17 protein-coding genes are annotated in these 23,995 nt (G+C 73.0%); 13 read left to right on the top strand and 4 right to left on the bottom strand.

Going from position 1 to position 23,995, the window contains the following annotated elements; translation table 11 throughout:
- The first annotated feature begins 90 nt into the window (after positions 1 to 90).
- The 10 genes from ACFWJW_RS19560 (at position 91) to ACFWJW_RS19515 (ending at position 8,902) form a co-directional block, all read left to right on the top strand.
- Positions 91 to 864: an alpha/beta fold hydrolase gene (locus ACFWJW_RS19560; RefSeq protein ID WP_387242559.1), complete on the top strand. Its 774-nt coding sequence runs from the start codon at positions 91 to 93 to the stop codon at positions 862 to 864.
- Positions 861 to 2,435 carry an amino acid adenylation domain-containing protein gene (locus tag ACFWJW_RS19555; RefSeq protein WP_387242556.1) on the top strand — a complete coding sequence of 525 codons (1,575 nt, stop codon included), beginning with the start codon at positions 861 to 863 and terminating at the stop codon, positions 2,433 to 2,435. Before ACFWJW_RS19560 ends, ACFWJW_RS19555 begins: the two co-directional genes overlap by 4 nt.
- Complete coding sequence (locus ACFWJW_RS19550; RefSeq protein ID WP_387242553.1) at positions 2,432 to 2,704, top strand: acyl carrier protein; 273 nt, start codon at positions 2,432 to 2,434, stop codon at positions 2,702 to 2,704. Before ACFWJW_RS19555 ends, ACFWJW_RS19550 begins: the two co-directional genes overlap by 4 nt.
- On the top strand, positions 2,701 to 3,861 hold the full coding sequence (locus ACFWJW_RS19545; RefSeq protein ID WP_387242550.1) for an acyl-CoA dehydrogenase family protein: 1,161 nt from the start codon (positions 2,701 to 2,703) through the stop codon (positions 3,859 to 3,861). Before ACFWJW_RS19550 ends, ACFWJW_RS19545 begins: the two co-directional genes overlap by 4 nt.
- Before the next feature lie 44 nt (positions 3,862 to 3,905).
- On the top strand, positions 3,906 to 5,096 hold the full coding sequence (locus ACFWJW_RS19540) for an acyl-CoA dehydrogenase family protein (protein ID WP_387242547.1): 1,191 nt from the start codon (positions 3,906 to 3,908) through the stop codon (positions 5,094 to 5,096).
- On the top strand, positions 5,090 to 5,608 hold the full coding sequence (locus tag ACFWJW_RS19535; protein ID WP_387242544.1) for a flavin reductase family protein: 519 nt from the start codon (positions 5,090 to 5,092) through the stop codon (positions 5,606 to 5,608). The genes ACFWJW_RS19540 and ACFWJW_RS19535 overlap by 7 nt, the downstream gene beginning before the upstream one ends.
- Positions 5,609 to 5,690: 82 nt before the next feature.
- The gene (gene panD, locus ACFWJW_RS19530; RefSeq protein WP_387242541.1) at positions 5,691 to 6,107 is read left to right on the top strand and encodes an aspartate 1-decarboxylase; all 417 of its coding nucleotides are present in this window, start codon (positions 5,691 to 5,693) and stop codon (positions 6,105 to 6,107) included.
- Between the two features lie 31 nt (positions 6,108 to 6,138).
- The gene (locus ACFWJW_RS19525; protein ID WP_387242538.1) at positions 6,139 to 6,873 is read left to right on the top strand and encodes an SDR family NAD(P)-dependent oxidoreductase; all 735 of its coding nucleotides are present in this window, start codon (positions 6,139 to 6,141) and stop codon (positions 6,871 to 6,873) included.
- A gap of 74 nt (positions 6,874 to 6,947) precedes the next feature.
- Positions 6,948 to 7,760 carry a phytanoyl-CoA dioxygenase family protein gene (locus tag ACFWJW_RS19520; RefSeq protein WP_387242535.1) on the top strand — a complete coding sequence of 271 codons (813 nt, stop codon included), beginning with the start codon at positions 6,948 to 6,950 and terminating at the stop codon, positions 7,758 to 7,760.
- Positions 7,757 to 8,902, top strand: a complete 1,146-nt coding sequence (locus ACFWJW_RS19515) for a zinc-binding dehydrogenase (RefSeq protein ID WP_387242532.1) — start codon at positions 7,757 to 7,759, stop codon at positions 8,900 to 8,902. The genes ACFWJW_RS19520 and ACFWJW_RS19515 overlap by 4 nt, the downstream gene beginning before the upstream one ends.
- A gap of 34 nt (positions 8,903 to 8,936) precedes the next feature.
- On the opposite strand, the gene ACFWJW_RS19510 is transcribed toward ACFWJW_RS19515, so the two are convergent.
- Positions 8,937 to 9,758 (bottom strand): helix-turn-helix domain-containing protein, encoded by an 822-nt coding sequence (locus ACFWJW_RS19510; protein WP_387242529.1) that lies wholly within the window; start codon positions 9,756 to 9,758, stop codon positions 8,937 to 8,939.
- 153 nt (positions 9,759 to 9,911) lie between these two features.
- On the opposite strand from ACFWJW_RS19510, the gene ACFWJW_RS19505 reads away from it, so the two are divergent.
- On the top strand, positions 9,912 to 11,126 hold the full coding sequence (locus ACFWJW_RS19505) for an MFS transporter (RefSeq protein ID WP_387242526.1): 1,215 nt from the start codon (positions 9,912 to 9,914) through the stop codon (positions 11,124 to 11,126).
- Positions 11,127 to 11,242: 116 nt separating this feature from the next.
- On the opposite strand, the gene ACFWJW_RS19500 is transcribed toward ACFWJW_RS19505, so the two are convergent.
- Positions 11,243 to 12,715, bottom strand: coding sequence for an amino acid permease (locus ACFWJW_RS19500; protein ID WP_387242523.1), 1,473 nt, complete (start codon positions 12,713 to 12,715; stop codon positions 11,243 to 11,245).
- Between the two features lie 565 nt (positions 12,716 to 13,280).
- Here ACFWJW_RS19500 and ACFWJW_RS19495 point away from each other — a divergent pair.
- Together ACFWJW_RS19495 and ACFWJW_RS19490 are read left to right on the top strand one after the other, a co-directional pair.
- A complete protein-coding gene (locus tag ACFWJW_RS19495; protein WP_387242520.1) occupies positions 13,281 to 14,780 on the top strand; it encodes a glutamate synthase subunit beta in 1,500 nt (499 codons plus the stop codon).
- Between the two features lie 313 nt (positions 14,781 to 15,093).
- The gene (locus ACFWJW_RS19490) at positions 15,094 to 16,488 is read left to right on the top strand and encodes a transcriptional regulator (RefSeq protein ID WP_387242517.1); all 1,395 of its coding nucleotides are present in this window, start codon (positions 15,094 to 15,096) and stop codon (positions 16,486 to 16,488) included.
- 185 nt (positions 16,489 to 16,673) lie between these two features.
- On the opposite strand, the gene ACFWJW_RS19485 is transcribed toward ACFWJW_RS19490, so the two are convergent.
- Both ACFWJW_RS19485 and ACFWJW_RS19480 read right to left on the bottom strand, forming a co-directional pair.
- Positions 16,674 to 17,198, bottom strand: coding sequence for an ATP-binding protein (locus ACFWJW_RS19485; protein ID WP_387242514.1), 525 nt, complete (start codon positions 17,196 to 17,198; stop codon positions 16,674 to 16,676).
- Positions 17,199 to 17,624: 426 nt separating this feature from the next.
- Positions 17,625 to 23,963 carry an SDR family NAD(P)-dependent oxidoreductase gene (locus tag ACFWJW_RS19480; protein ID WP_387242511.1) on the bottom strand — a complete coding sequence of 2,113 codons (6,339 nt, stop codon included), beginning with the start codon at positions 23,961 to 23,963 and terminating at the stop codon, positions 17,625 to 17,627.
- Positions 23,964 to 23,995 lie beyond the last annotated feature (32 nt).

Genomic DNA, 23,995 nt, shown 5'->3' with positions numbered 1-23,995 from the left:
CCGCGTCCTGGCACGCCGCCGCGGCATGCCGCCGGCTGCGTTTTTCATAACTCCCCTTCTGCTGCCGTACATCACTGAGAAGGATTTGCTGTGCCCGTAATCGATACGCGCAACGGTCCCCTTGAACATGTCCTGATCGACGGTGACCCGGACCTGGCGCCCCTGGTCTTCCTGCACGGCGGACTCGGCTGCCTCGCCGCCTGGGGACGCTTCCCCGCCCGGCTGGCCGCCGCCACCGGACGCCGCGCCCTGGTCTACTCCCGCCACGGCAACGGCGGCAGCGGCCCCGACCCGCTGCCGCGCACCCCCCGCTATATGCATGAGCACGCCCAGGACGTACTGCCCGAACTGCTCGGTGCGCTGGGCCTTACCCGCCCCGTCCTGGTCGGCCACAGCGACGGCGCGTCCATCGCCCTGCTGTACGCCTCGGCGCACCCCGTCGAAGCCGTCGTCGGGATGGGCCCGCACATGTACTTCGAGGAGGAGAACCGGGTCGGCATAGAGAACGCCCGCGCCGCCTACGACGCGGGCCCGCTCGCCAAGAAGATGGCCATGGTGCACGACGACCCCCGGGGCGTCTTCGACCGCTGGAGCGGGGTCTGGCTCTCGCCCGCCTTCCGCGGCTGGTCCCTGGAGAACGACCTCGACATCACCGCGCCGGTGCTGATGATCCAGGGGGACGCGGACGAGTACGGCTCACTCGCCCAGGTCGACGCCGTCGAGCGCGCGGTCAGCGGCCCGTTCCGGCGCCTGGTGCCCGAGGGCTGCGACCACTACCCCCATCTGGTCCGTCCCGACCTGGTCACCGACACCGTGTGCGACTTCCTCGCCGGGCACGCCCAGTCCGTGGAGGCCGCCCGATGACCGCGCCGGCCTCCGTACGCCTCGACGCCCTGCTGGCCCGCTCGGCGCGGGTGCACCCCGACCGCACCGCGCTGGAGGGGTTCGGTGAGAGCTGGACGTACGCCCGACTCGACCGCGCCGTGGACGCGTTGGCGGCGCGGCTGACCGCCGAGGGCGTCGCCCCGGGTGACCGGGTCGGCGTCTACGCGCCCAAGACCCCGGCCACCGTCATCGCCCTGTACGCGGCGCTGCGGGCCGGTGCGGTGACCGCGCCGCTGGACACCGCCGACCCGCCGGAGCGCACCGCCCGGATGATCCGCAACGCCGGGCTGTCCCTGCTGGTGACCGTCGACCGGGCGCTGACCGGGGCCCGGCGCGCCGCCACCCGCGCCCGCGACGGCGCACCGGCCGACGAGGGCGCCCTCGACCACGGCCTGCACCGGCTGCGGATCCTCGCCCCCGAGGAGCGGCCCGCGCCGCTGCCCGCGCCCGCCGACTCCGGCGGCTACATCCTCTTCACCTCCGGCAGCACCGGCTGGCCCAAGGGCGTGCTGCTCTCGCACGAGAACGTCGCCCACTACGCGCTGTGGGCGGCCGGTGAGTTCGGCCTCACCCCGGACGACCGGATCGGCTCGCAGGCCGCGCTCACCTTCGACCTGACCACCTTCGACCTGTTCAGCGCCGCCGCCGCGGGGGCCTGCACGGTCCTGATGCCGGATCTGCTGCGGGCCTTCCCGCGCGATGTCGTCGGCTGGCTGACCGAACAGCGCATCACCGCCTTCATGGCCGTGCCGTCGCTCTACCACAACATGCTCCAGCAGGGCGGTATCGCCGACGCCCCGCCGCCCGCCCTGCGCATCGCGGCCTTCGGCGGGGAGGCGTTCGCCCCCGAACTGCTGGAGCGCTATCTGCGGCTGCTGGACGGGGTGCCGTTCTACAACCTGTACGGGCCCACCGAGACCAACGCCTGCACCTACTACCGGGTGCCGGCCGACTGGACCGCCGACCGGGAACTGCCCATCGGCCGCGGGATCGGCGGCGTCCACATCGAGGTGCTGGACGAGGACGGTGCGCCCACCGACGGCGAGGGCGAGATCCATATCGCCGGGCCCGTCGTCTTCCAGGGCTATCTGCGCGGCGGCGCCCCCGACGACCCCACGGTCACCGTCACCTGTCGCGACGGCGTGGCCCGCCGCGCCTACGCCAGCGGCGACCTCGGCCGGATCACCCCCGACGGCCTGGTCTTCCTGCGCGGCCGGCGCGACAACCAGGTCAAGCGGCGCGGTCACCGTATCGACCTGATGGACGTGGAGAACGCCGTCCTGGAGCTGCCGCGGATCGCCACCGCGGCGGTCGTCGCCAAGGACGGCCCGCACGCCGGCCAGATCTGGGCCTACGCACAGACCGACGCCACCGAACGGGAGGTCCTGGCCGCGCTGCGCGAGGTGCTGCCCCGGCGGATGCTGCCGGACCGGATCGTTCCGCTCGCCACCCTGCCCACCACCACCAGCGGGAAGGTCGACCGCCGCGCGCTGCGCGACACCGACGGCCACCCCTCGGCCCCCGCCCTCCCGGAGGAGATCACCGTATGAACCGTATGAACAGCGTCGAAGAACTCTGCACCCTCATCGGCAGCCGGATCACCTGGGGGCCCGGCGAGGACGCCGGCTCCCTGGACGCCGACACCCCGCTGCTGGAGCGGGGCCTGGTCGACTCGCTGGCGATCATGGAGATCGTCGCGGCGCTCGACAAGGAGGCCGGCGTCAGCCTGCCCGACACCGAGATCGTCGCCGCCAACTTCCGCAGCCCCAAGGCCCTTTGGGTGGCCATCGAGAAGCTCTCCGCCGAGGGCGGCAAATGAGCGCGGCGGCCACCGCGGCGCTGCGCACCGGCGCACCGGAGACCGAGGGTTTCGTCGACACCTACCAGGCGCTGGCCGCACCGGTGCTGGAGCGGCTCGCCGGCCAGGACTTCCGGGCACAGTGGCAGGCCATGGCCGACCTCGGTGTGCTCCGGCTCGCCGGGCCGGACGCCACCGCACCCGGCCCGGTCACCCGCTCGCTCGCCATGATCGAGGGGATCGGTCTGGCCGGCGCCGACCCGGGCCTGTGCTACGCGCTGGCCTCGCAGATCTTCGGGATGCAGTTCCCGCTGCGGGACGCCCTCGGCGGCGACGCCTGGCGCGCGGCCGCCGACGTCCAGGAGGGCCGGGAGCTGCTGTGCCACGCGCTGACCGAACGCGGCGGCGGCAGCGACCCGTTCTCCATGGAGACCCGCGCCCGGCGGGAGGGTGACGGCTTCGTGCTCGACGGCGCGAAGACGTTCATCACCGCCGCGCCGGTCGCCGACCGGGCGATCGTCTTCGCCCGTACCGCCGAGGGGCGCTCGCCGTTCGCGCTGTCCGCGTTCCTCTTCCCGCTCGATCTGCCGGGGATCCGCCGCGGTGAGACCTTCACCAAGACGGCGCTGCCCACCGTGCCGATGGGGGAGCTGCTCTTCGAGGGCGCCCGGCTGCCGGCGAGCGCGCTGCTCGGCCAGGAGGGCTCCGGGCTGGCGGTGATGGCCTCCACCACCGCCTGGGAGCGCTCCCTGGTCCTCGGTTACGCGCTCGGCCCGATGCGGCGCCTCCTGGCCCGTACCGTCGACTGGGCCGCGGACCGCGACCACTTCGGCCGCCGGATGGGCGCCAGCCACCAGGTCGCGGGGCGGGTCAGCGACATGGCCCTGGCGCTGCACCGCTCCCGCGTCCAGCTCTACGCGATGGCCGCCCGGCTCGACGCCGGTACACCCGCCCGGCAGCTCGCCGCCGGGGCGGCCCTCACCAAGATCTCCGTCTCCGAGGACTACGTACGGATGACCGAGCACGCCACCGCGCTGTCCGGCGTCCGGGCCTTCCTCCCCGGCTTCGACCTCGCCGCCGACCTGGCCGCCCCCATGGCGGCCCTCACCTACGCCGGTCCGAACGACCTGCTGCGCGTGGGTGTGGCCCGGCAACTCGGCCTGCCCGTCGAGAACTGACCGGTCGGGACCCGACCGGCCGACCACCGACCCGAAGGACTTCGATGACGCTGCCGACCCCCCTCGACGATCTCCTCAAACTCGCCGCGGAGACGGGCGAACGGCTCGCCCCGCTCGCCGCGGACACCGACGCCGGCCACGACAACGGCCACGAGAGCTACCGCATCCTGCGCGAGTCCGGTCTGCTCGCCCTGCTCGTCCCCCAGGAGGCGGGCGGCGCGGGCCTCGGCTTCGGCGACTACTGGCGGGTGCTGGCCGAACTCGGCGCCCACCACGGCGCCGCCGCGCTCGGCCTCAACATGCACCATGTCGTCATCGGCGCGCTCGCCGATGCCGCCGGCACCCGGCTGCCCCCGGCCGCCGAGACCTTCCGCGCCTGGATGCTGGACGAGGTCGTGAACGGCCGCAAGCTGTTCGCCTCCGCCACCTCCGAGGCCGGCCGCGGCGCCAAGCTCCGCGGTATGCGGACCCGTTACCGCCTCTCCGACGACGGCACCCACTACCTCCTCAGCGGCAAGAAGTCGTTCGTGTCGCTGGCCGGTGCCGCCGACTACTACGTCGTCGCGGCCGCCCCCGAAGGCGGCGACGAGGACAGCGGGGAGGCGTCGCACTTCGTCGTCGCCGCCGACGACCCCGGGGTCGGCTTCGGCACCGTGCCGCAGTTGTCCGCGATGTACGGCACCAGCACCGCCCCGATGACGCTGGACGAGGTCCCGGTGCCCCGCTCCCGGCTCTACCTCGGCGTCGAGGGCATGTCCCTGTTCAAGGTCGTCCGCGAACCGCACTGGATGATCGCCGGCTACACCGGCGCCTATCTCGGCATCGCCGAGGCCCTCTTCCAGCACACCGTCGACCATGTCACCGCCTCCCCCGCCCGCGCGGACTCGCCCGTGGTGCAGCAGGAGCTGGGCCGGATGTCGGCCCGGCTGCGGGCCGCCCGCGCCCTGGTGCACGAGGCCGGTGACCTCGTCACCGCGCAGCGCGGCAGCCTGGAGGCGAACGCCATGGTGCACGCCGCCAAGTACGTGGTCGGCGAGGCCGGCCCGCGGCTCGCGCAGGACGCGCTGCGGCTGTGCGGCTCGGCCGCGATCAGCCGCAGCCATCCGCTGGAACGGCTGATCCGCGAGGCGCAGTTCGCCCATGTGATGCCGGCCAAGCCGCAGGAGTGCCTGGAGTACCTGGGCAAGGCCGCCGTCGGGGTCAATCTCTACGACGCCCGGGCGTTCGCATGGTGACCCCGGTCCAGGACGAACTCGCGGTGACCCGGGACGCGTTCCGGGCGCTGATGAGCTCGCACCCCAGCGGTGTCGCCGTCATCACCACCGCCGACGCCGGGGGCACGCCGTACGGCTTCACCTGCACCGCCCTGTGCTCGGTCTCCCTCGACCCGCCGCAGCTGCTGGTGTGCGCGGGTAACAACGGCAGCACCCTGCCGGTCCTCGCCGCGCGCGGGGCCTTCACCGTCAACCTCCTGCACGGCGCGGGGCGGCGGGCCGCCGAGGCGTTCGCCGGGCCGGCCGCCGAACGCTTTCGCGCCGTCCCCTGGCGGCCCGCGCCCGTCACCGGCCTGCCGGCGCTGATCCAGGACGCCCACGCCACCGCCGAGTGCCGGGTCGCCCGGCTCACCCCGGCCGGCGATCACACCATCGTGATCGGCGAGGTGCTGGGCATCCGGACGCACACCCCGGCCACCGAGGAGGCGCCGCTGCTGTACGGCATGCGTCGCTACGCCACCTGGCCGGCCTGACCCGGCCGTTGCCCCACCGGCCGGCCCCACCCGCGGCCGCGCCGTGCCCTCACATCCCTCCCACCACACCTGAGGAATCCCCATGTACCGCACCCTGATGAAGTCGAAGATCCACCGCGCCACCGTCACCCAGGCCGATCTGCACTACGTCGGCTCGGTGACCGTCGACGCCGACCTGATGAAGGCCGCGAACCTGATGGCCGGCGAGAAGGTCGACATCGTCGACATCGACAACGGCGCCCGGCTGTCCACCTACGTCATCGAGGGCCCGGCCGGCTCCGGCGTCATCGGCATCAACGGCGCCGCGGCCCGGCTCATCAGCCCCGGCGACCTCGTCATCCTCATCGCCTACGCCGCCATGACGGACGACGAGGCGGCCTCCTTCGTCCCGCACGTCGTCTTCGTCGACGCCCACAACGGGATCAGCGGCGTGGGCGGCGACCCGGCCGAGGTGCCCGCGGGCTCGGGCCTCCAGCGCGGCGACCTCGTCGCCAACTGACCTTCCGCAGAAGCGACTTCAGGGAGATGTCATGACGCTCTCCGTGGTCAGCGGCGGCACCCGCGGCATCGGGCGGACCCTGAGCCTCCGGCTCGCCGCCCTCGGCCACCGGGTGATCGCCCTCTACCGCGGTGACGACGCCGCCGCGCAGCAGACCGCGAAGGCCGGCGACGGCCGGATCGAGACGCTGCGCTGCGACCTCGCCCGGCCCGCGGAGGTCCGGGCGGTCGGCGCCCGGATCACCGACGGGTACGGCGCACCCGCCGTCCTCGTCAACAACGCCGGCGTCAACCGCGACCGGCCGTTCCTGTCGATGGCCGACGAGGACTGGGACACGGTGCTGGCCACCAACCTCTCCGGCCCCTTCCACCTCACCCGGGCCCTGGCGCCCGCGATGGTGGCGGCCGGCGGCGGCAGCATCGTCAACGTCGCCTCCACCACGGCGATCCGGCCCCGGGCGAACGGCGCCAACTACTGCGCGAGCAAGGCGGGCCTGCTCCAGCTCACCAAGTGCCTGGCCCTCGAACTCGCCCCGCACATCCGGGTGAACGCCCTGCTGCCGGGCTTCACCGACACCGAAGAGGTCACCGAGCGCTACCGCCTCGATGACCCGGAGCGGCTGGCCGCCGTCCTGGACACCATCCCCGGCCGCCGGCTGGGCACGGCCGAGGACATGGCCGACGCCCTCGAATTCCTGGTGACCGCGCGCAGCGGCTACGTCACCGGACAGCAACTCATCGTCGACGGCGGGCACTTCATGGGGTGACCCCCCACCACCCGGTCCGCTCACCCCACCGGTCCGCCCCGACGGATTCCCTCACCTCTCAGGAGAAGAACCGCATGCGACTGACCCGGCAACAGGCCGACCAGTACCACGAGCAGGGGTTCCTGCTGCTCGAATCCCTCCTCGACCCGCAGGAGGTGGAGACCCTCCGCGCCGCCTTCGAGCGCGATGCGAAGGTGCCCGGCCCGCAGGTGGTGACCGAGGACGGCGGCACGGAGGTGCGCGCGGTCTACGCCTCGCACCAGCGGCAGCCCGAGTACGCCGGCCTGATCCGCGACCCGCGCATCCTGGAGCCGGTCCGGCAGCTGCTCACCGACGACGTCTACATCTACCAGTTCAAGATCAACGCGAAGCCGGCGTTCGGCGGCGAGAAGTGGGCCTGGCACCAGGACTTCCTCGCCTGGCGGCTGGCCGACAACCTGCCCGCCCCGCGCCAGGTCAACATCGGCGTCTTCCTCGACGATGTCACCGAGTTCAACGGCCCGGTGATCTTCCTGCCCGGTTCGCACCGCGACGGACTCGTCCACGAGGGCCGGTCGGCAGCCGCCCGGTCCGAGCAGCACCTCGACCCGGACGACATCTCGCTGTCGCCGCAGCAGCTCGCCGAGCTCGTCGACCGGCACGGGATGACCAGCCCCAAGGGCCCGGCCGGCTCCGTCGTGCTGTTCTCCCCGGAGATCGTGCACGGCTCGTCCCCCAATATGTCGCCGTTCGCCCGCCGGCTGCTGATCGCCACCTACAACGACACCGCCAACCTGCCGCGGCCCGCGGGCGAACCCCGTCCGGAGCATGTGGTGTGCCGCGACACCGAGCCGCTGCGGCCGCTGGCGGCGCCGTTCTCCCAGGGCCTGAGCGCGGTGACGGCATGACCGGGCGCACCGGACGCGCCGTCGTCCTGGAGGAGTTCGGCCGGCCGCTGCGGCTGCGGGAGTTCCCGCTGCCCCCGGCCCCCGCCGGCGGGATGGTCGTGGCCTGCGGCTACGGCGGCATCTGCGGCACCGATCTGCATCTTCAGCAGGGCCACCTGGACATCCCCGTGCCGCTGGTCCTCGGGCACGAAGGGCTCGGCGTCATACGGGAGTTGGGGGACGGTCAGCTCCCCCGAGCTCTCGACTCCGTTCGAGCAGGGGGTACCCCCACGGACGCCACCGGGGCCCCGCTCGCGGCCGGCGACACGGTGATGTGGGCCTCCTCGCTCGCCTGCGGGGTCTGCCCGCCCTGCCGGCTGCACCGCGAACCGACCCTGTGCGAGCGGCGCCGCACCTACGGCGTCAACCGCGCCCTCACCGACGGGCCGGAGCTCTCCGGGGCCTGGGCCGACCACATCGTGCTCCAGCCCGGCACCACCGTGATCAAGGTCCCGGACGGCACCGACCCGCTCGCCGCCATGTCGCTGGCCTGCGCCGGTCCCACCGTGGCGCACGCGCTGTACGAGCGGCGGCCGGTGCGGCTCGGGGAGACCGTCGTGGTGCAGGGCAGCGGCCCGGTCGGGCTGGCGGCCGCCGCGTTCGCGCAGCTGGCCGGGGCCGCCAAGGTCGTGGTCGTCGGCGGTCCGGCCGGGCGGCTGGAGCGGGCCGCGGCGGCCGGCATCGGGGACGTCCACCTGAACATCGCCGACGCGGCCGACCCCCAGGAGATCCTGCGCGAGGTACGGGCCGCCACCGGAGGGCACGGCGCCGACCTGGTGATCGAGTGCGCCGGGGTGCCGGCCGCCGTCGGACAGGGCCTCACCCTGGCCCGCCGGGGCGGCAGCTACCTGATCATCGGCCAGTACACGGACGCCGGGGACACCCTGATCAACCCGCACCAGATCGTCCACCGGCAGCTCGACGTGGTCGGCTCCTGGGCCTTCACCGGCGCCCATCTCGTCGAGTACGTCCGGCTGTTGCCGGCCCTGACCGCCCGCTTCGACCTGGCGAGCCTGGTGACGCCGTTCCCGCTGGAGCGGCACGCCGACGCGCTCACCGCGGTGGCCGACGGGTCGGTGATGAAGGCGGTGCTCGCGTCCTGACACCGCGTTCCTGACACCGCCTCCCTGACGGCGCTCACCCGGTGAGCGCCGTCAGCGCCTCCTCCGTCGCCCGGTCGTCGGGAAGGTAGGCCAGCAGATGGTGGCCCGGCTGGTCCACGGCGGCGAGCTTGACGTACCGCAGCCGCAGATCCCCGGCCACCGGGTGCCGGAAATGACGGACGGCGGGGTGGAACGCCGAGGTCTCCCGGCGGCCGTACCAGCGGGCCGCGTCCGGGTCGGCCAGCAGCTCCTCGGTGATCTCCGCATAGCGGCCGTCCTCCGGGTGCCGGGCCGCCTTCGCCCGGAACTGGCCCAGCAGGCTCCGCGCCTCCGGCTCCCAACTGGCGAGCAGCGACCGGGCCGGCGGCCAGCGGAACACCAGCCACAGCAGATTGCGCTGCTTGGGCGCCAGCCGCGCCAGGTCGGTGAGCAGCGCCGCGTACCCCGCGTTCCAGGCCAGCAGGTCCCAGTGCGGGTCGAGCACCACGGCCGGGTTCGGCGCCAGCTGCTCCACCAGCGACAGCAGATTGCGCGAGACCCACCCCGGCGCCCGCTCGGCCGGCGCGGCGTGCTCCACGAACGACAGCACATGCGCGGTCTCGTCCGCGGTCAGCCGCAGCGCCCGCGCCACGGACCGCAGCACCTGCTCCGACGTACGGACCCGCCCCTGCTCCAGCCACGCGTACCAGGAGCTGCTGACCCCGGCCAGCTCGGCGACCTCCTCGCGCCGCAGGCCCGGCGTACGGCGCCGCGGTGAGCCGGGCAGCCCGACGTCGGCGGGCGCCAGCCGCTCGCGGCGGGAGCGCAGGAACGCGCCCAGTTCGCGGCGCGGGCCGCCGGATCCGCCCTCGTGCACGCCCCACTCCCCCCGTACCGCCGGCCTGCCGCTGGGGCTTTGGCGCCCCAGGGTGTGAGCAAGGGTAATCGGCTACGGGGTCCCGCCGGCCGGCCGCGGTGATGGGCTGGAACCGCCGGTCCGACCACACCGGCACACGCCACGAGGAGCCCCATGGACACCGCCGACGCACCGCGCACCACTCCCCCGCCCGCTCCGGCCGCCGCCACCGGCCCGGCCGCGCCGCCGATGCCCGCCGCCTCGCTGCGCCTGCTGCGCGCGGCCGGTTTCGTCAGCAACTTCGACCGCTTCTGCATCACCCCGATGCTGCTGCTCATCGGCACCCAGCTCGGTGTCCCGCTCACCACGGTGATGCTCGCCGCCAGCGGCTACTTCCTCTCGTACGGCCTGATGCAGCCGGTCTGGGGGCTGCTGAGCGACCGGCTGGGCCGGGTGCGGGTGATGCGGATGTCGCTGGCCGGGGCCGCCGTCGCCGCCCTCTGCTCGGTGCTCGCCCCCGGCGCGACGGTGCTGATCGTGGCGCGGGTGGCGGCCGGCGCGTTCTTCGCCGCGTCCATCGCCGCGTCCATCACCTACGTCGGGGACACCGTGCCCGCCGCGGTCCGCCAGCGCCCGCTCAGCGAGCTGATGACCGCGTTCGCGCTGGGCACCGCGGTGGCCACCGTCGTCGCCGGGGCGCTGGCGCACTACGTCAGCTGGCGGCTGGTCTTCGCTCTCCCCGGGGTCATCGCCGCTTACCTGGTCGTCGCCCTGCGGCGGCTGCCGGAACCGCCGCGGGCGGCTCCCGGCGCGCTGCTCGCCCCGTTCAAGGTCGTCCTGCGGTCCCGCTGGCAGTGGTACGTGATGGCCGTCGCGATGCTCGAAGGCGCCGTCCTGCTGGGCTTCCTGACGTACCTGGCACCGGCGCTGGAGGCCCAGGGCGCCTCGGCGACGCTGGCCGGTGCGGTGTCCGCGCTGTACGGCGTGGGGTCGATGGCCGCGGCGCAGCAGGTCAAGCGGCTGGTGGGGCGCTGGACGCCGGTGCGGCTGATCGTGGCCGGCGGGGTGCAGATGGCGGTGGCGTTCGGCCTCGCCACGGCGAGCCAGTCGGTGCCCGCGCTGGTGGGGTGCGCGCTGCTGCTCGGTGGCGGCTGGTCGTTCATGCACTCCACGATCCAGTCCTGGGCCACCGCGCTGTCCCCGGCGGCCCGCGCCACCGGCGTGGCGATGTTCGGGGTGGCCCTCTACGTCGGCAGCGCGCTGGCCAGCGCCATTGCCGCAAGCTCTGCGGAACACCACGCCTACCGTGGGATGTTCCTGACCGCGGCGGTCCTCACCGTTCCCCTGACGGTGGCCGCCGCCGTGGGCCGCGCCCGGTACCGGAACTGACCGGACCGGGTGCGGAACACGCCGACAGGGCGCCCAGGCTGTCTGTGCCTGGGCGCCCTGTCAGGGCTTCGACGGCGTCACGGGCCGTCTGTGCGGGACCTCGGAGGCCGCTCCGGTCAGCCGCGCGGCTGTCCGGCGGACTCCAGCTGCTTGTCCTGGGCCGTCGCCCTCGCCGCGATGTGCGGGTTGCGGGACTTGAGGATCGCCCAGCCGACCGCCAGGCACACGGCCCAGCCGGCGCCCACGTACAGCGAGATGCGGCTTTCCGGGTCGATGGCGATCAGGCAGGTCACCAGGAGCAGGAACGCCACCGCGATCCAGCTGCACACCGTGCCTCCGGGCGCCGGGAAGGACGAGGCGGGCAGCCGGCCGGCGACGACCGCGCGGCGGTAGAGGATATGGCTGACGAGGATCATCAGCCAGGTCCAGATACCGGCCGCGGTGGCCACCGACGTGACGTAGGCGAATGCCTTCTCCGGGACGACGTAGTTGAGGATCACGCCGATGCCCATGAGGGCGGCGGAGAGGGTGATGCCGAGGGCCGGGGTCTTGCTGGAGCTCAGCTTGCCGAGGACCTTCGGGGCCTCGGAGTTGGCCGCGAGGTCGCGGAGCATGCGTCCGGTCGAGTACATACCCGAGTTGCAGGACGACAGCGCCGCGGTCAGCACGACGAAGTTGATGATCGCCGCACCGGCCGGGATGCCGATCTTCGCGAAGGCGGCCACGAACGGGCTGACGCCCGGCTGGAACTCGGTCCACTTCACGACCATGAGGATCACGCTGAGCGCACCGACGTAGAAGACGATGATGCGCCACGGCAGCGTGTTGATGGCCTTGGGCAGGGTCTTCTCGGGGTTCTCGGACTCGCCCGCGGTGACACCGACCAGCTCGACGGCGAGGTAGGCGAACATGACGCCCTGGAGGGTCATGAGGCTGGAGCCGATGCCGTTGGGGAAGATCCCGTCGTGGGCCCAGATGTTGGAGACCGCGGCGGCGTCTCCCGCCTGGCTGAAGCCGAAGGTGACGACACCGAGACCGATCACGATCATGCCGATGAGCGCGGTGACCTTGACCATCGAGAACCAGAACTCGATCTCACCGAAGAGCTTCACCGAGATCAGGTTGGCGACGAACAGCACGACCAGGAAGACCAGTGCGGTCACCCATTGCGGAATGTCCGGGAACCAGAAATGGACGTAGATAGCGGCGGCCGTCAGCTCGGCCATGCCGGTGACGACCCACATGAGCCAGTACGTCCAGCCCGTCACGAACCCGAAGAACGGGCCGAGGAACTCACGGGCGTACTCCGAGAAGGACCCCGAGACGGGGCGATACAGGAGCAGCTCACCGAGCGCCCGCATGATGAAGAAGACGATCACGCCGGCGAGGGCGTACATGAGGATGAGACTGGGCCCGGCCTTCGCGATGTTCGCGCCCGCGCCCAGGAAGAGGCCGACGCCGATGGCGCCGCCGATGGCGATCATCTGGACCTGACGGCTGCCGAGACCTCGCTCGTAGCCCTCTTCCGGCGTGGTGCCCGAGGCTCCGCTGCCGTCGCCGAGGTTGGTGCCGACCTGCTTTGAGGTCATGTGTGGTGCGCCTTTCCGCTCCATGCCGACCCGCGCCTAGCTTGGCGACGGATCGGGTCTCGATCCCCCCGGATGCTGATGGAGTTGCATGCCGGCGGTGGCCGGCTCAAGCGCCCCCTACGCGGACATGGGTGACGTCCGTCAGGTGGTCGTGAAGATGTACCACGGGCGAATTTCAGCCAGCGTGATCCAGATCACGGATCGAAATGACCAAAATCCTCTGAACAGGGCAAATTAACGACCGCTGTGACCTAATCGATATCCCGCACAGGCAACCCGAGGAAGCCTTGCCTACTCATTGCCGATGCCTCGTGGCCGTCAGTACACGCACTTTGCCCGTTATCGCCGCGAAGACAGCCGGCCCTCGCGAGTGTCGAGCGCCACCCACAGCCGTCGATCGGACACACAGGGAAGTCGTCCGATGGCGAGATCTCGCCCATGATCGGCCCCGCGATCGCACTCATCAGCCCCCCGATCGCTCTCATCGGTCCAGGAAACCCGTGCAAACCAGGCGTAGGCTGGCAGAACGCCTTATTGCACCGTGAGTGAGCGATGGAGGCGGTGCATGACCGACCCACACGGCTTCCTCAAGACCCCCCGCCGGCCCGTTCCGGCGCGCCCCGTCGAGGAGCGGCTGAACGACTGGAACGAGGTCTACGCGGGGCAGGCACTGCTGCCCCTGGTGGCCGAGCAGGCGGGGCGCTGCATGGACTGCGGCATCCCGTTCTGCCACAGCGGCTGCCCGCTGGGGAACCTCATCCCCGAGTGGAACGCCTACGCGACGCGGGGCAACTGGCGGGCCGCGGCCGAGCGGCTGCACGCCACGAACAACTTCCCCGAGTTCACCGGGCGGCTGTGCCCGGCGCCCTGCGAGGACGCCTGTGTGCTGGCCATCAACGCCGACCCGGTGACGATCAAGAACGTCGAGCAGACCATCGCCGACCGGAGCTGGGAGCAGGGGTTCACGACCCCGCATCCGCCGCAGCGGCTCAGCGGGAAGAGCGTGGGGGTCATCGGCTCCGGGCCCGCGGGACTGGCGGCGGCGCAGCAGCTGACCCGTATCGGCCACACCGTCGCCGTCTACGAGCGCGCCGACCGCATCGGCGGACTGCTGCGCTACGGCATCCCCGCGTTCAAGCTGGAGAAGCGGTATCTGGACCGCCGGATCGCGCAGATGCGGGACGAGGGCACCAAGTTCCGTACGGGGATGGACGTCGGCGGCGCGGTCGACGCCACCGACCTCGGCAGGCGGCACGACGCGCTCGTGGTGGCCGTCGGGGCCATGGAGCGGCGGGAGCTGCCCGTCCCCGGGCGTGAACTGTGCGGTGTCCACCAGGCGATGGAGTATCTGACCCTCGCCAACCGGGTCGGGGAGGGCGACCTCGCCGCGACACCGGTCACCGCCGAGGGCCGGCATGTGGTGATCGTCGGTGGCGGCGACACCGGCTCGGACTGCCTGGGCACCGCGCTGCGCCAGGGCGCGGCCTCCGTGGTGCAGCTGGACATCAACCCGGAGCCGGGCGACGCCCGGACGGACACCGAGCCCTGGCCCGTCTACCCGAAGGTCTACCGGATCTCGCACGCCCATGAGGAGGCCCGCGGCCGGGCGGGCACGGATCCGCGGTTCTTCTCCTCCGCCACCCTCCGGTTCGAGGGCGACGCGGCCGGCCGGGTGCGCGCGCTGCATCTGACGGAGGTGGAACCGGTGGCCAGAGCGCCGCGGCCGGACACCGAGCGGGTGATCCCGGCGGAGCTGGTGCTGATCGCCCTCGGTTTCTCCGGTCCGGAACGGGGCACCGGGCTGATGACGCAGCTGGGGCTCACGCTGGACGCCCGGGGGAATTTCGCCCGGGACGCCGGCTTCGCGGCCGTACGGGGCGAGCGGCCGGCCGGGGCCGGGACGGACGGGGTCTTCGTCGCGGGCGACGCGGGGCGCGGGCAGTCCCTGGTGGTGTGGGCCATCGCGGAGGGCCGGGCCGCCGCGGCGGCCACCGACCGCTATCTCACCGGCGCCACCGCGCTGCCGGCGCCCATCGCCCCGACGGACCGGCCGATGGTGGCGTGACGCGGCGGCGTACGGGGCTCCGGCCCGTACGGCTCACCCGGGCGCGTGGGCCGCGCTCGGGGTGGTGCGCGTTGTGCGCGGTGGGGTGCGCCGGGCGCCGGAGGGGACGGCAGGGGCGCGCAGGGCACGTGCGTGCGAGGGGCGGGCTTCTGGAGCCCCCGTATGCACCTTTGCTACTGGGCGCAACGCCCAGGCGACGACTTGACTTTGGTCATGGCGATTCAGCCCCGCTTGTTGGGTATTGACTGTCCTGTCCCGTTCTCTCTGGATATGCCAACGTGATCCGTTGGCGGCATGTGCTTGGAGGCGCACCATGGCCGCCCGACCACTCGTCGCGCGTCAGACCAACCAGCGGCTGCGGTCGCTCATCCAGGAAGCCGCACTGTCCAACTCCGCCCTGGCCCGGCAGGTGAACGTCCTGGGAGAGGCGCAGGGCCTGGATCTGCGGTACGACAAGACCTCCGTGAGCCGGTGGCTGAGCGGGCAGCGGCCACGCGGCCGGGTGCCCGCCATCATTGCCGAGGCGCTGAGCGGCAAACTCGGCCGCACGGTCTCCACGGAAGAAATCGGCATGGCCAACGGCAACAGCGTGACCTGCGGGGTCGGCCTCCACTTCGCGGCCACGGTGGAGGACGCGCTGGAACAGGTCCGTGAACTATGGCATATGGACGCCGAGTCCCGGGGGCTCTTGTCGCGTTCCGCCATGACCGCCTCGGCGCTGGTCGAGCCCAGCAGGGACTGGCTGATCAGCTCCCCGGACCCCCAGGTGGCCCGCGACTGGCGGCTGGGGCCGCGGGTGGGGACGACCGATGTCGAGCTGGTCCGGTCGACCACCCAGGCGCTGGCCGAACTCGACCACCGGGTCGGCAGCGGATATGTGCGCCCGGTCATCGTCACCTGCCTCAGCAGTGTGCTGTCCGGCCTGATGGACGGGAGCTACGGGGAGGCCACCGGACGGCAACTGTTCGCCGCGGCGGCCCGGTTGACGGAGCTCGCCGGGTACACGGCGCTGGACGTCGGGCAGCCGGGGCTGGCGCAGCGGTACTACATCCAGGCGCTGCGGCTCGCGCAGGCCGCGGACGACCGGTGCTACGGCGGCTATGTGCTGGCGGCCGGGCTGAGCCATCTGGCCGTCGGCGCCGGCTGCTCCCGGGAGGCGGTACAGCTCGCCCGTGCCGCGCAGGAGGGCACCCGGGGGCAGGCCCCGCCGGCCGCGCAGGCGATGTTCTACGCGACCGAGGCCCGCGGCTACGCCATGCTCGGGGACGCGCGGATGTGCAAAATACTGGCGGACAAGGCGACCGAAGCGATGGCGCAGGTCGTTCCGGGGGACGGTCCCGAGTGGATCGGGCACTTCGACCGCGCCTATCTGGCCGACGAGTTGGCCCACTGCTACCGGGATCTGAAGCAGCCGCGGCCGGCCGCCCGGCGGGCCGAGGAGGCCCTCGCCCGGCATCCGCGGACCCGGGTGCGGCGCCGGACCATCGATCTGCTGTTGCTGGCCACCGTCTTAGCGCAGGCCGGTGACGTCGAGGAGGCGTGCCGGTTCGCCGTGCAGGCGGTGGCCCTGCTCGGCCGGCTGAAGTCGGCGCTGGGGGAACGGTACTTGCAGCACTTCCTGGACGAACTGCGGCCGTTCGGCGACATGACGCCGGTGCGCGAATTCGACGCCCTGGTACAGGAGAGCGGTGTGCGGGTGCCCAAGTGACGCCCGCCCGGCGCCGGGCCGCCCATAAGGGCTGTCCGTAGGGGGACACCGACGGCCGGCGGGCCCGAGCCTCCCGCGGGGAGGGGATGCGGAGCCGGAGCCTGCCCGACCGTCGGCGGTAGGGAGCCACCCGGGAGGGGTGCGGCGGCGGAGGGGTGGCGATCCGGCCCGCCGCCGGAGGGGCGCTACGGCGCCACGCCGTGCCGTACGCCGAGGGCCAGCGGCACCGCGGCCCACACGGTGCAGCTGTGGTCCGCCTCGATCCTGCGTCCCCATCGCGCGGAGGACCTGTCGACCAGTTCCAGGCCGCGGCCGTGTTCCTGGCTCGGCCCGGGGCGGCGCATACGGGGCACCGAGGGTGTTCCCCCGCGGTCGTGGACCTCGATGTGCAGGTGGTTCTCCGACGTCCATATCCGGCAGGTGACGCGGGGGCCGGCGGAATACTGGATGGCATTGGTGAACAGTTCCGACAGGACCAGCAGCACCAGATAGCGGGTGTCCTCGTCGTGTATGTGCTGTCCGTCGAGCCAGGAGCGCACCAGGCTCCGGCAGACGGGTACGGCCCGTTTCAGTGCCGGCATACGCAGCACCACGCGCTGCGCGGAACCCCAGCAGTCGGCGGGGACCAGAGAGTTTCTTTCCGCGGGCCAGCCGGCGATATGCCGGGCGGTCACCATGACTTCGGCCGAATGCATTGTGGTGGGTAACATGACTACCCCTTTCGTACCTGCCTCATGGACTCCGATGCCGCTTTCGCCTCATGAAGCACGCCGGCGCCATCGCTGGGTCCGTCCTGGCGGCCTTGGGAGTTCGCCGCGCCTCCGGTGTGTGCACCGGGCCGCTTCCGACCTCTTTCCCGTATTTATTCAAGCAGCGCGAGCGGCCGCCCGGGAAGGCGTACGGTGCGGCATTGGTAGCGGCCGGGGATTTCGCCGAAGCGAAATACTATCACCATAAGAAAACGGTTGCGCATTATTCGGCAATACCGTTGACGAAAAGGCAGCCGGCGGGCGCCGGAAATCAATGCGGCGGGAATGCGGAAGAAATGCTACCGCTTTCGCGGCGCCGTGAACAGACGGACGCCCGGCGGGCTTCGGCTGCCCGCCGGGCGTACTGTGCCCCCGATGACCGGGGAATTACGGTGCCGTCAGTTCCAGGCCCAGCTGCTCGGCGATACCGGCGGCGAGGGCGGCCAGCGTCGGGTGCTCCCACACGAAGTTCCGCGGGAGGTTCAGGTCGAAGGAGCGGTCGATGCGGGCCCGTAGCTCCATGGCCAGCAGCGAGTCGAATCCCAGGGATTTCAGCGGGGTCTGCGGGTCCAGCGAGCTCTTGCCCAGCCGCAGGACGTCGCGGACATGGCCCGCCAGATGCTCCTCCAGCGCCGCCCTGCGGGGCAGGCCGGGCGGCAGCGCGGTGAGCCGGGCCCGGATGTCCTCGGCGCCGTCGGGCGCCGGGGCCTGCTCCGCCGGGGCGTCGTCGGACAGCCCGCTGAAGAAGGGCAGATGGCGGCCGGCGGGCGGCAGCCAGGTGTCCGGCGGGCCGGGGAGCACCCCGGTCTGCACCCGCCGGTGCGCCAGCAGCGTCTGGAGCGCCGCCAGGCCCTGGTCGGTGGGGATGGTGCGGTAGCCGCGGCTGCTGAAGTCGGTGGCGACGCCGATCTCGCCCCACGGGCCCCAGTTGACGGCCAGCGTCGGCAGGCCCTGCGCGGAGCGCCAGGCCGCGAACCCGTCGAGCCAGGAGTTCGCCGCGGCGTAGGAGCCCTGGCCGGGGTTGCCCAGCAGCGAGGCCATCGAGGAGAACACCGCGAACCAGTCCAGCGGATGCCCGTCCGTGGCCCGGTGGAGCTGCCAGGCGCCGGCGACCTTCGGCATCCAGACCCGTTCCAGCTGGTCCTCGGCGACGTTGGCGATCACCGCGTCGTCCAGCACCATGGCGCAGTGCACCACGCCGTGCAGCCGGAAGCCGTCGGCCACCGCCGTGGACACCAGCCGGGCGGCGACCTCCGGCTCGGCGATGTCACCGAGGACCACCGACACCTTGGTGGTCTTGCCGATCACCGTGGCGAGGGTCTGCGCGACCTCGGGGGACGGGGCGGAGCGGCCGTTGAGCACGAGATGGCCGGCGCCGTGGCCCGCGAGCCACTTCGCGGTGGCCAGCCCCAGACCGCGCAGCCCGCCGGTGACGATATAGGCGCCGCCCTCCTGTACGGGCATGTCCATATCGGGCAGCACCGCGGGGGCCTCGCCGCTGTCGGGCACGGTCAGCACCAGCTTGCCGACATGGTCGGCGGCCGCCATCGTGCGGAACGCCGTGGTCGCCTCCGACAGCGGATACTCGGTGCAGTGCAGGGGCTTGAGCCGGCCCTCCTCGAACGCGGCGAGGACCTCCTGCCACACCGTGGCGAAGGTGTCCGGGCGATTGCGCCGCAGCTCGATCAGGTCGACGGTGCTCAGGCTGATGTTGTGCCGCAGCGGCAGCATGCCCAGCGGCGCGTCCGCCAGGATGTCGCGGACCCCCAGCTCCACGAAGCGGCCGAACGGGCGCAGCGTCTCCAGGCCCGTCCGGATGGCCGCTCCGGACAGCGAGTTGAGGACCACGTCCACGCCCTCGCCATGGGTCGCCTCGCGGGTGCGTTCGCCGAATTCCAGCGTGCGGGAGTCCATGACGTGGCGGATGCCCATGCCCCGCAGATAGCGGCGCTTGTCCTCGCTGCCGGCCGTGGCCAGCACCTCGGCGCCCAGCATCCGGGCCACCGCGATCGCCGCCATACCGGTGCCGCCGGTGGCGGAGTGGATCAGCACCCGCTCCCCCGCGGAGAGCCGGGCGACCGAGCGCAGCGCGTACCAGGCGGTCAGGAAGGCGATCGGCAGCCCGGCCGCGACGGCCGGTTCGATACCGAACGGGACGGGGGCCACCGCGTCGGCGGGCACGGTCAGGAACGACCCGAACGCGCCCCCGCTGAGATCGACCGCGATCACCTCGTCGCCGACCTGCCGGTCCACCCCGTCGCCGACCGCGGTCACCACCCCCGCGCATTCGAAGCCGATGCGGTAGCGGACGTCCGTCTCGCCGGGGAGCAGGCCCATGGCGGTGAGCACATCGCGGAAGTTCAGGCCGGCGGCGGTGACCCGCACCTCGACCTCGCCGGGCCGGGGCGCACGCCGCTCGGTGACGGCGTACTCCAGGCTCGACAGATCGCCCAGCCGGCCGGCCCGCAGCCGGAATCCGTCCACCCCGTAGCGCACGGTGCACGCGGTGGCCGCCTCCTCCTGCCCGCCGCCGGTCGCGGCGTGCTCCAGGCGGGCCACGTACCGGCCGTCGGCGCGCAGCGCCACCTCGTCGTCGTCCGCGTCCGCCAGCAGCTCCAGGGACACCTCCTCGGGGTCGGCGTCGTGCGGATCGGCGTCCACCAGCACCGGCCGGAGCTCGGGGTGTTCCAGGGCGCCGACCCGCAGCAGTCCGCGCAGGGCGCTCTGGCCGAGGTCGACCTCGTCGCCCGGCACCACACCGCGGGCCCCGCGCGTGACGACGTACAGCCGTGGCGTGTCCGTGGTGGCGGTGAGGGCCTGGAGGGCGCCGAGCAGCCGGCGGGTGCGCCGCAGGGACTGCTCGGTGGGCTCCCCGCCGTCCGCCGGGCCGCACACCAGCACCACGCCGCGCGGGGTTTCGAGGGTGGCGGCCAGCCGCCCGGTCAGGGCGTCCCGGAAGGTGTCGAGGGAGGTGTCGTCGAGCGGCCGGTCCCAGACGACCGTACGGGCGCAGCGGGTGCGCAGCGCGGCGGCCAGCGTCTGGGCCGAGCCGTCCGCCTCGCCCACCACGACCCAACTGCCCGGCGCGTGACCGCCGTCGGGGGCCGCGCGGGGGGTGGCGCGCCAGCCGATCTCCAGCAGCCAGTCGTCGACCGCCGGGGTGCCGCGGGCGGCCGCGCGCCGTGCGAAGCGCAGTCCGTTGACGACGAGCACCACGGCGCCGCTGTCGTCCAGGAGGCGCACATTCGCCACGATGGCCTCCGGCGTGATCTCGCTGACGTGCGCGTGGCAGTACACGGCGGTCGCCGGATCACCGATCAGCCGCAGTGCCTGCATGCCCACCGGCAGCACCAGCGCCTGGTCCTCCTCGTGGATCAGCGGCGCCACGGCGAGCTGGGCGCAGACATCGAGGAGGACGGGGTGCACCGGCAGCCCGGGGGGCGGGCTGCTGGCCTCGCGCGGAACCGCGACCTCGGCCCAGAAACTGTCGTTGTGGCGGCCGGCGTTCAGCCGGCGCACGCCGGTGAAGGCCGGGCCGTGTTCCAGTCCGCGCCGGCGCAGCCCGGCGTAGAGGTCGGCCGGTTCGACGGACAGCGGGTGGCGCCGGCTCATGTCCTCGACGGAGCGGGGCCGCAGCTCGGGCCGGACGCTGAGCCGGTGCAGCACCGCGTCGGCCTGCGCCTCCCAGTCGCCGTTCTCGTTCCGGGCGAGGATCTGGCACTCGGCCCGGTCCGGTGCGGTCATCGTGACGACGGTGGAGATCTCGGTGTCCGCCGCCAGCCGCAGCAGCTGCTTGAAGTGGATCTCGGTGACCTCCACTTCGTGCGGTGCCGCGCCGAATGCCTCGCAGGCCACCGAGAGGGCCAGCCCGCAGTGCGCCGCCCCGGGGAAGACGGCGTTGCCGTGCACCCGGTGGTCGGCGAGCCAGGGCAGCGCGCCGGTACCGGCGTCGGCCCGCCAGCAGTGCCGCACGGGCTCGCCGGGGAACTCGGTGTGGTGGCCGGGCAGCTGGGCCCGGGGGGCCTCGGCGAGGGCCGGGGGCTGCGGGGTGTCGGCCCAGTGATGGCGGCGGTCGAAGGTGACGGTGGGCACGTCCACCAGCTCGCCCTCGGCGTAGAGGTGCCGCCAGTTGACCGGCACCCCGGCGCAGTGCAGCGCGGCGAGCTGGGTCCGCAGCGTGGACTGGTCGTCCTCGTCGCGGCGCAGCGTGGGCAGCACGACGGGGTCCGCGACGAGGCCGGCCAGGCTGCTGTCGACGGAGTGGGTGACCACGGGGTGCGGGGAGACCTCGACATAGACCACATGCCGGTCGGCGGCCGCGGCGGCGACCGCCTCGGCGAACCGCACCGGGCGGCGCAGGTTGTCGCACCAGTAGTCGGCGTCGAAGGCCGGGGTCTCCCCGGGGTCGACGACCGTCGAGTAGAACGGCACCTTGGGCTGCCGCGGCGCGAGTCCGGCCAGTGCCGAGCGCAGCGCCGGCAGCACCGGGTCCACCAGCGGACAGTGCGAGGCGACGTCCACCGCGATCGGGAACACCGGGATCTTCCGGGCCTCCCAGGCGGCGGCCAGCCGGCTCACCTCGGTGGTCCGCCCGGCCACGACGGTGGAGTCGGGCGCCGAGAGGACGGCGACCGACACCGTGTCGGCCGCGCTGTCGGCGAGTTCGGCGCGCACCGTGTCGGCGTCCAGCGCGACGCTGAGCATGCTGCCGCTGCCGGCGATGTCGCTGAGCAGTCCGGAGCGCCGGCAGATCACCCGCACCCCGTCGGCCAGGGTCAGCGCCCCGGCCACCACCGCCGCGGCGACCTCGCCCATGGAGTGGCCGATCACCGCGGCGGGTTCGACGCCGTACGCGCGCCAGGTGGCGGCGAGGGCGACCTGGAGGGCGAACAGGACCGGCTGCACCGTGCCGCAGCCCTGGACGGGTCTGCCCTGCCGCACCACGTCGAGCACCGACACCTCGCTCTGCGCCCTGATGAGCTCGTCGAGCTCGGTCAGCGCATCGAGGAAGGCCGGTTCGGTCTTCAGCAGTCCGCGTCCCATGCCGGGCCACTGGGAGCCCTGGCCGGAGAACACCCACACCGGTTGCCGCTCGACCGCGGCGGCCACGGAGCCGGTCACCACCGCCGGGTGCCGCTCCCCGGACGCGAAGGCCCGCAGCGAGCCGATGAGTTCCCGGCGCGCGGAGGTCACCACGCCCATCCGGCCGCGGCCCGCGCAGCGCCGCAGGGCCAGGGTGTGCGCGATGTCGCGGAGCGGCACGTTGGCACCGTCGCCCTCCATCCAGTCCGCGAGCCGGGTGGCGGCGGTCGGCAGCACGTCCGGGGAGCCGGCCGACACCAGGAAGACCTCGGACGCCGTCCGGGTGGGCCGGGCGAGGTCCTGGCTCGGGGCGGGCCGCCGTTCCGGGGCCTGTTCGAGCACGACATGGGCGTTGGTCCCGGAGAAGCCGAAGGAGGACACGGCGGCCAGCCGGGTGGCGGTGCGCAGCGGCCAGGAGGTCAGTTCGGTGGGGACGAAGAAGCGGGTGCCGCCGGGGGTGATGGCCGGGTTCCAGCGCCGGAAGTGCAGATTCGCCGGGATGGTGCCGCGCTGGAGGCACAGCACGCTCTTGATCAGCCCGGTGACCCCGGCGGCCGGTTCCAGGTGGCCGACGTTGGTCTTCACCGACGTCAGGGCGCACCGGCCCGGCCCGTAGCCGTAGACCTCGGCGAGGCTGGCGAACTCGATCGGGTCCCCCACGGGGGTGCCGGTGCCGTGGGTCTCCACCATCCCCACGTCCCGCGGGTCGACCCCGGCCTGGGAGAGGGCGTCCAGATACAGGGCCCGCTGGGCGGTCACCGACGGCGCCGCCAGGCCCTCGGACGAGCCGTCCTGGTTCGTGGCCGAGCCGCGCAGCACCGCCAGCACCCGGTCGCCGTCCCGCACCGCGTCGGCCATCCGCTTGAGCACCACGACGCCGCAGCCCTCGCCGCGGACGAAGCCGTCGGCGTCGGCGTCGAAGGTCCGGCAGCGTCCGCCGGCCGACAGCATGCCCATACGGGCGAAGGACCGGGTGATGCGCGGCTGGAAGCTCAGGGTGACGCCGCCGGCGAGCGCGACCTCGCACTCACCGGCGGCCAGGGCCCGGCGGGCCATGTGCACGGCCACCAGGGAGGAGGAGCAGGCGGTGTCCAGCGCCACGCACGGCCCGTGCAGACCGAGCAGATAGGAGATCCGGCCGGCCGCCACACAGTGCCCGTTGGTCAGGATCGAGCCCTCCAACTCCTGTGGCTGACCGGCCAGTTGGTCCATGTAGTCGCTGTAGCTGAGGCCGGCGAAGACGCCCGTGCGGGTGCCGTTCATCCGGTCCGGCGGGAGACCGGCGTGTTCCAGGGCCTCCCAGGTGACCTCCAGCAGCAGCCGGTGCTGGGGGTCCAGGACGTCGGCCTCGCCGCCCGCGACACCGAAGAAGGCGGCGTCGAAGCCGGTCACCTCGCGCAGATAGCCGCCCTGACGGGGCGTCGGTGCCCGGCTCCCCGGACCGGGGGAGCCCTCGGGAACCAGGCGCCGGCGCTCCGCGGGCAGCTCGCCGACGGCGTCACGCCCGTCGACCAGCAGCCGCCACAGGGCCGCGGGCGAATCGGTGTCGCCGGGGAGCCGGCAGCCCATGCCGATCACGGCGACGGGCTCTGTCTCATGGATGGGTCGTGACTCGGCTTCCGAGCCGTGCATGTCGTTGCTCATCGGGGTCTCCGTATGTGGGAGGTGATCTGCCC

It is taken from the genome of Streptomyces sp. NPDC127097, from assembly GCF_042724075.1.
GTDB lineage: Bacteria > Actinomycetota > Actinomycetes > Streptomycetales > Streptomycetaceae > Streptomyces.
Note: the sequence above shows the minus strand (reverse complement) of the source record. Positions and strands in the feature narration are given on the sequence as shown.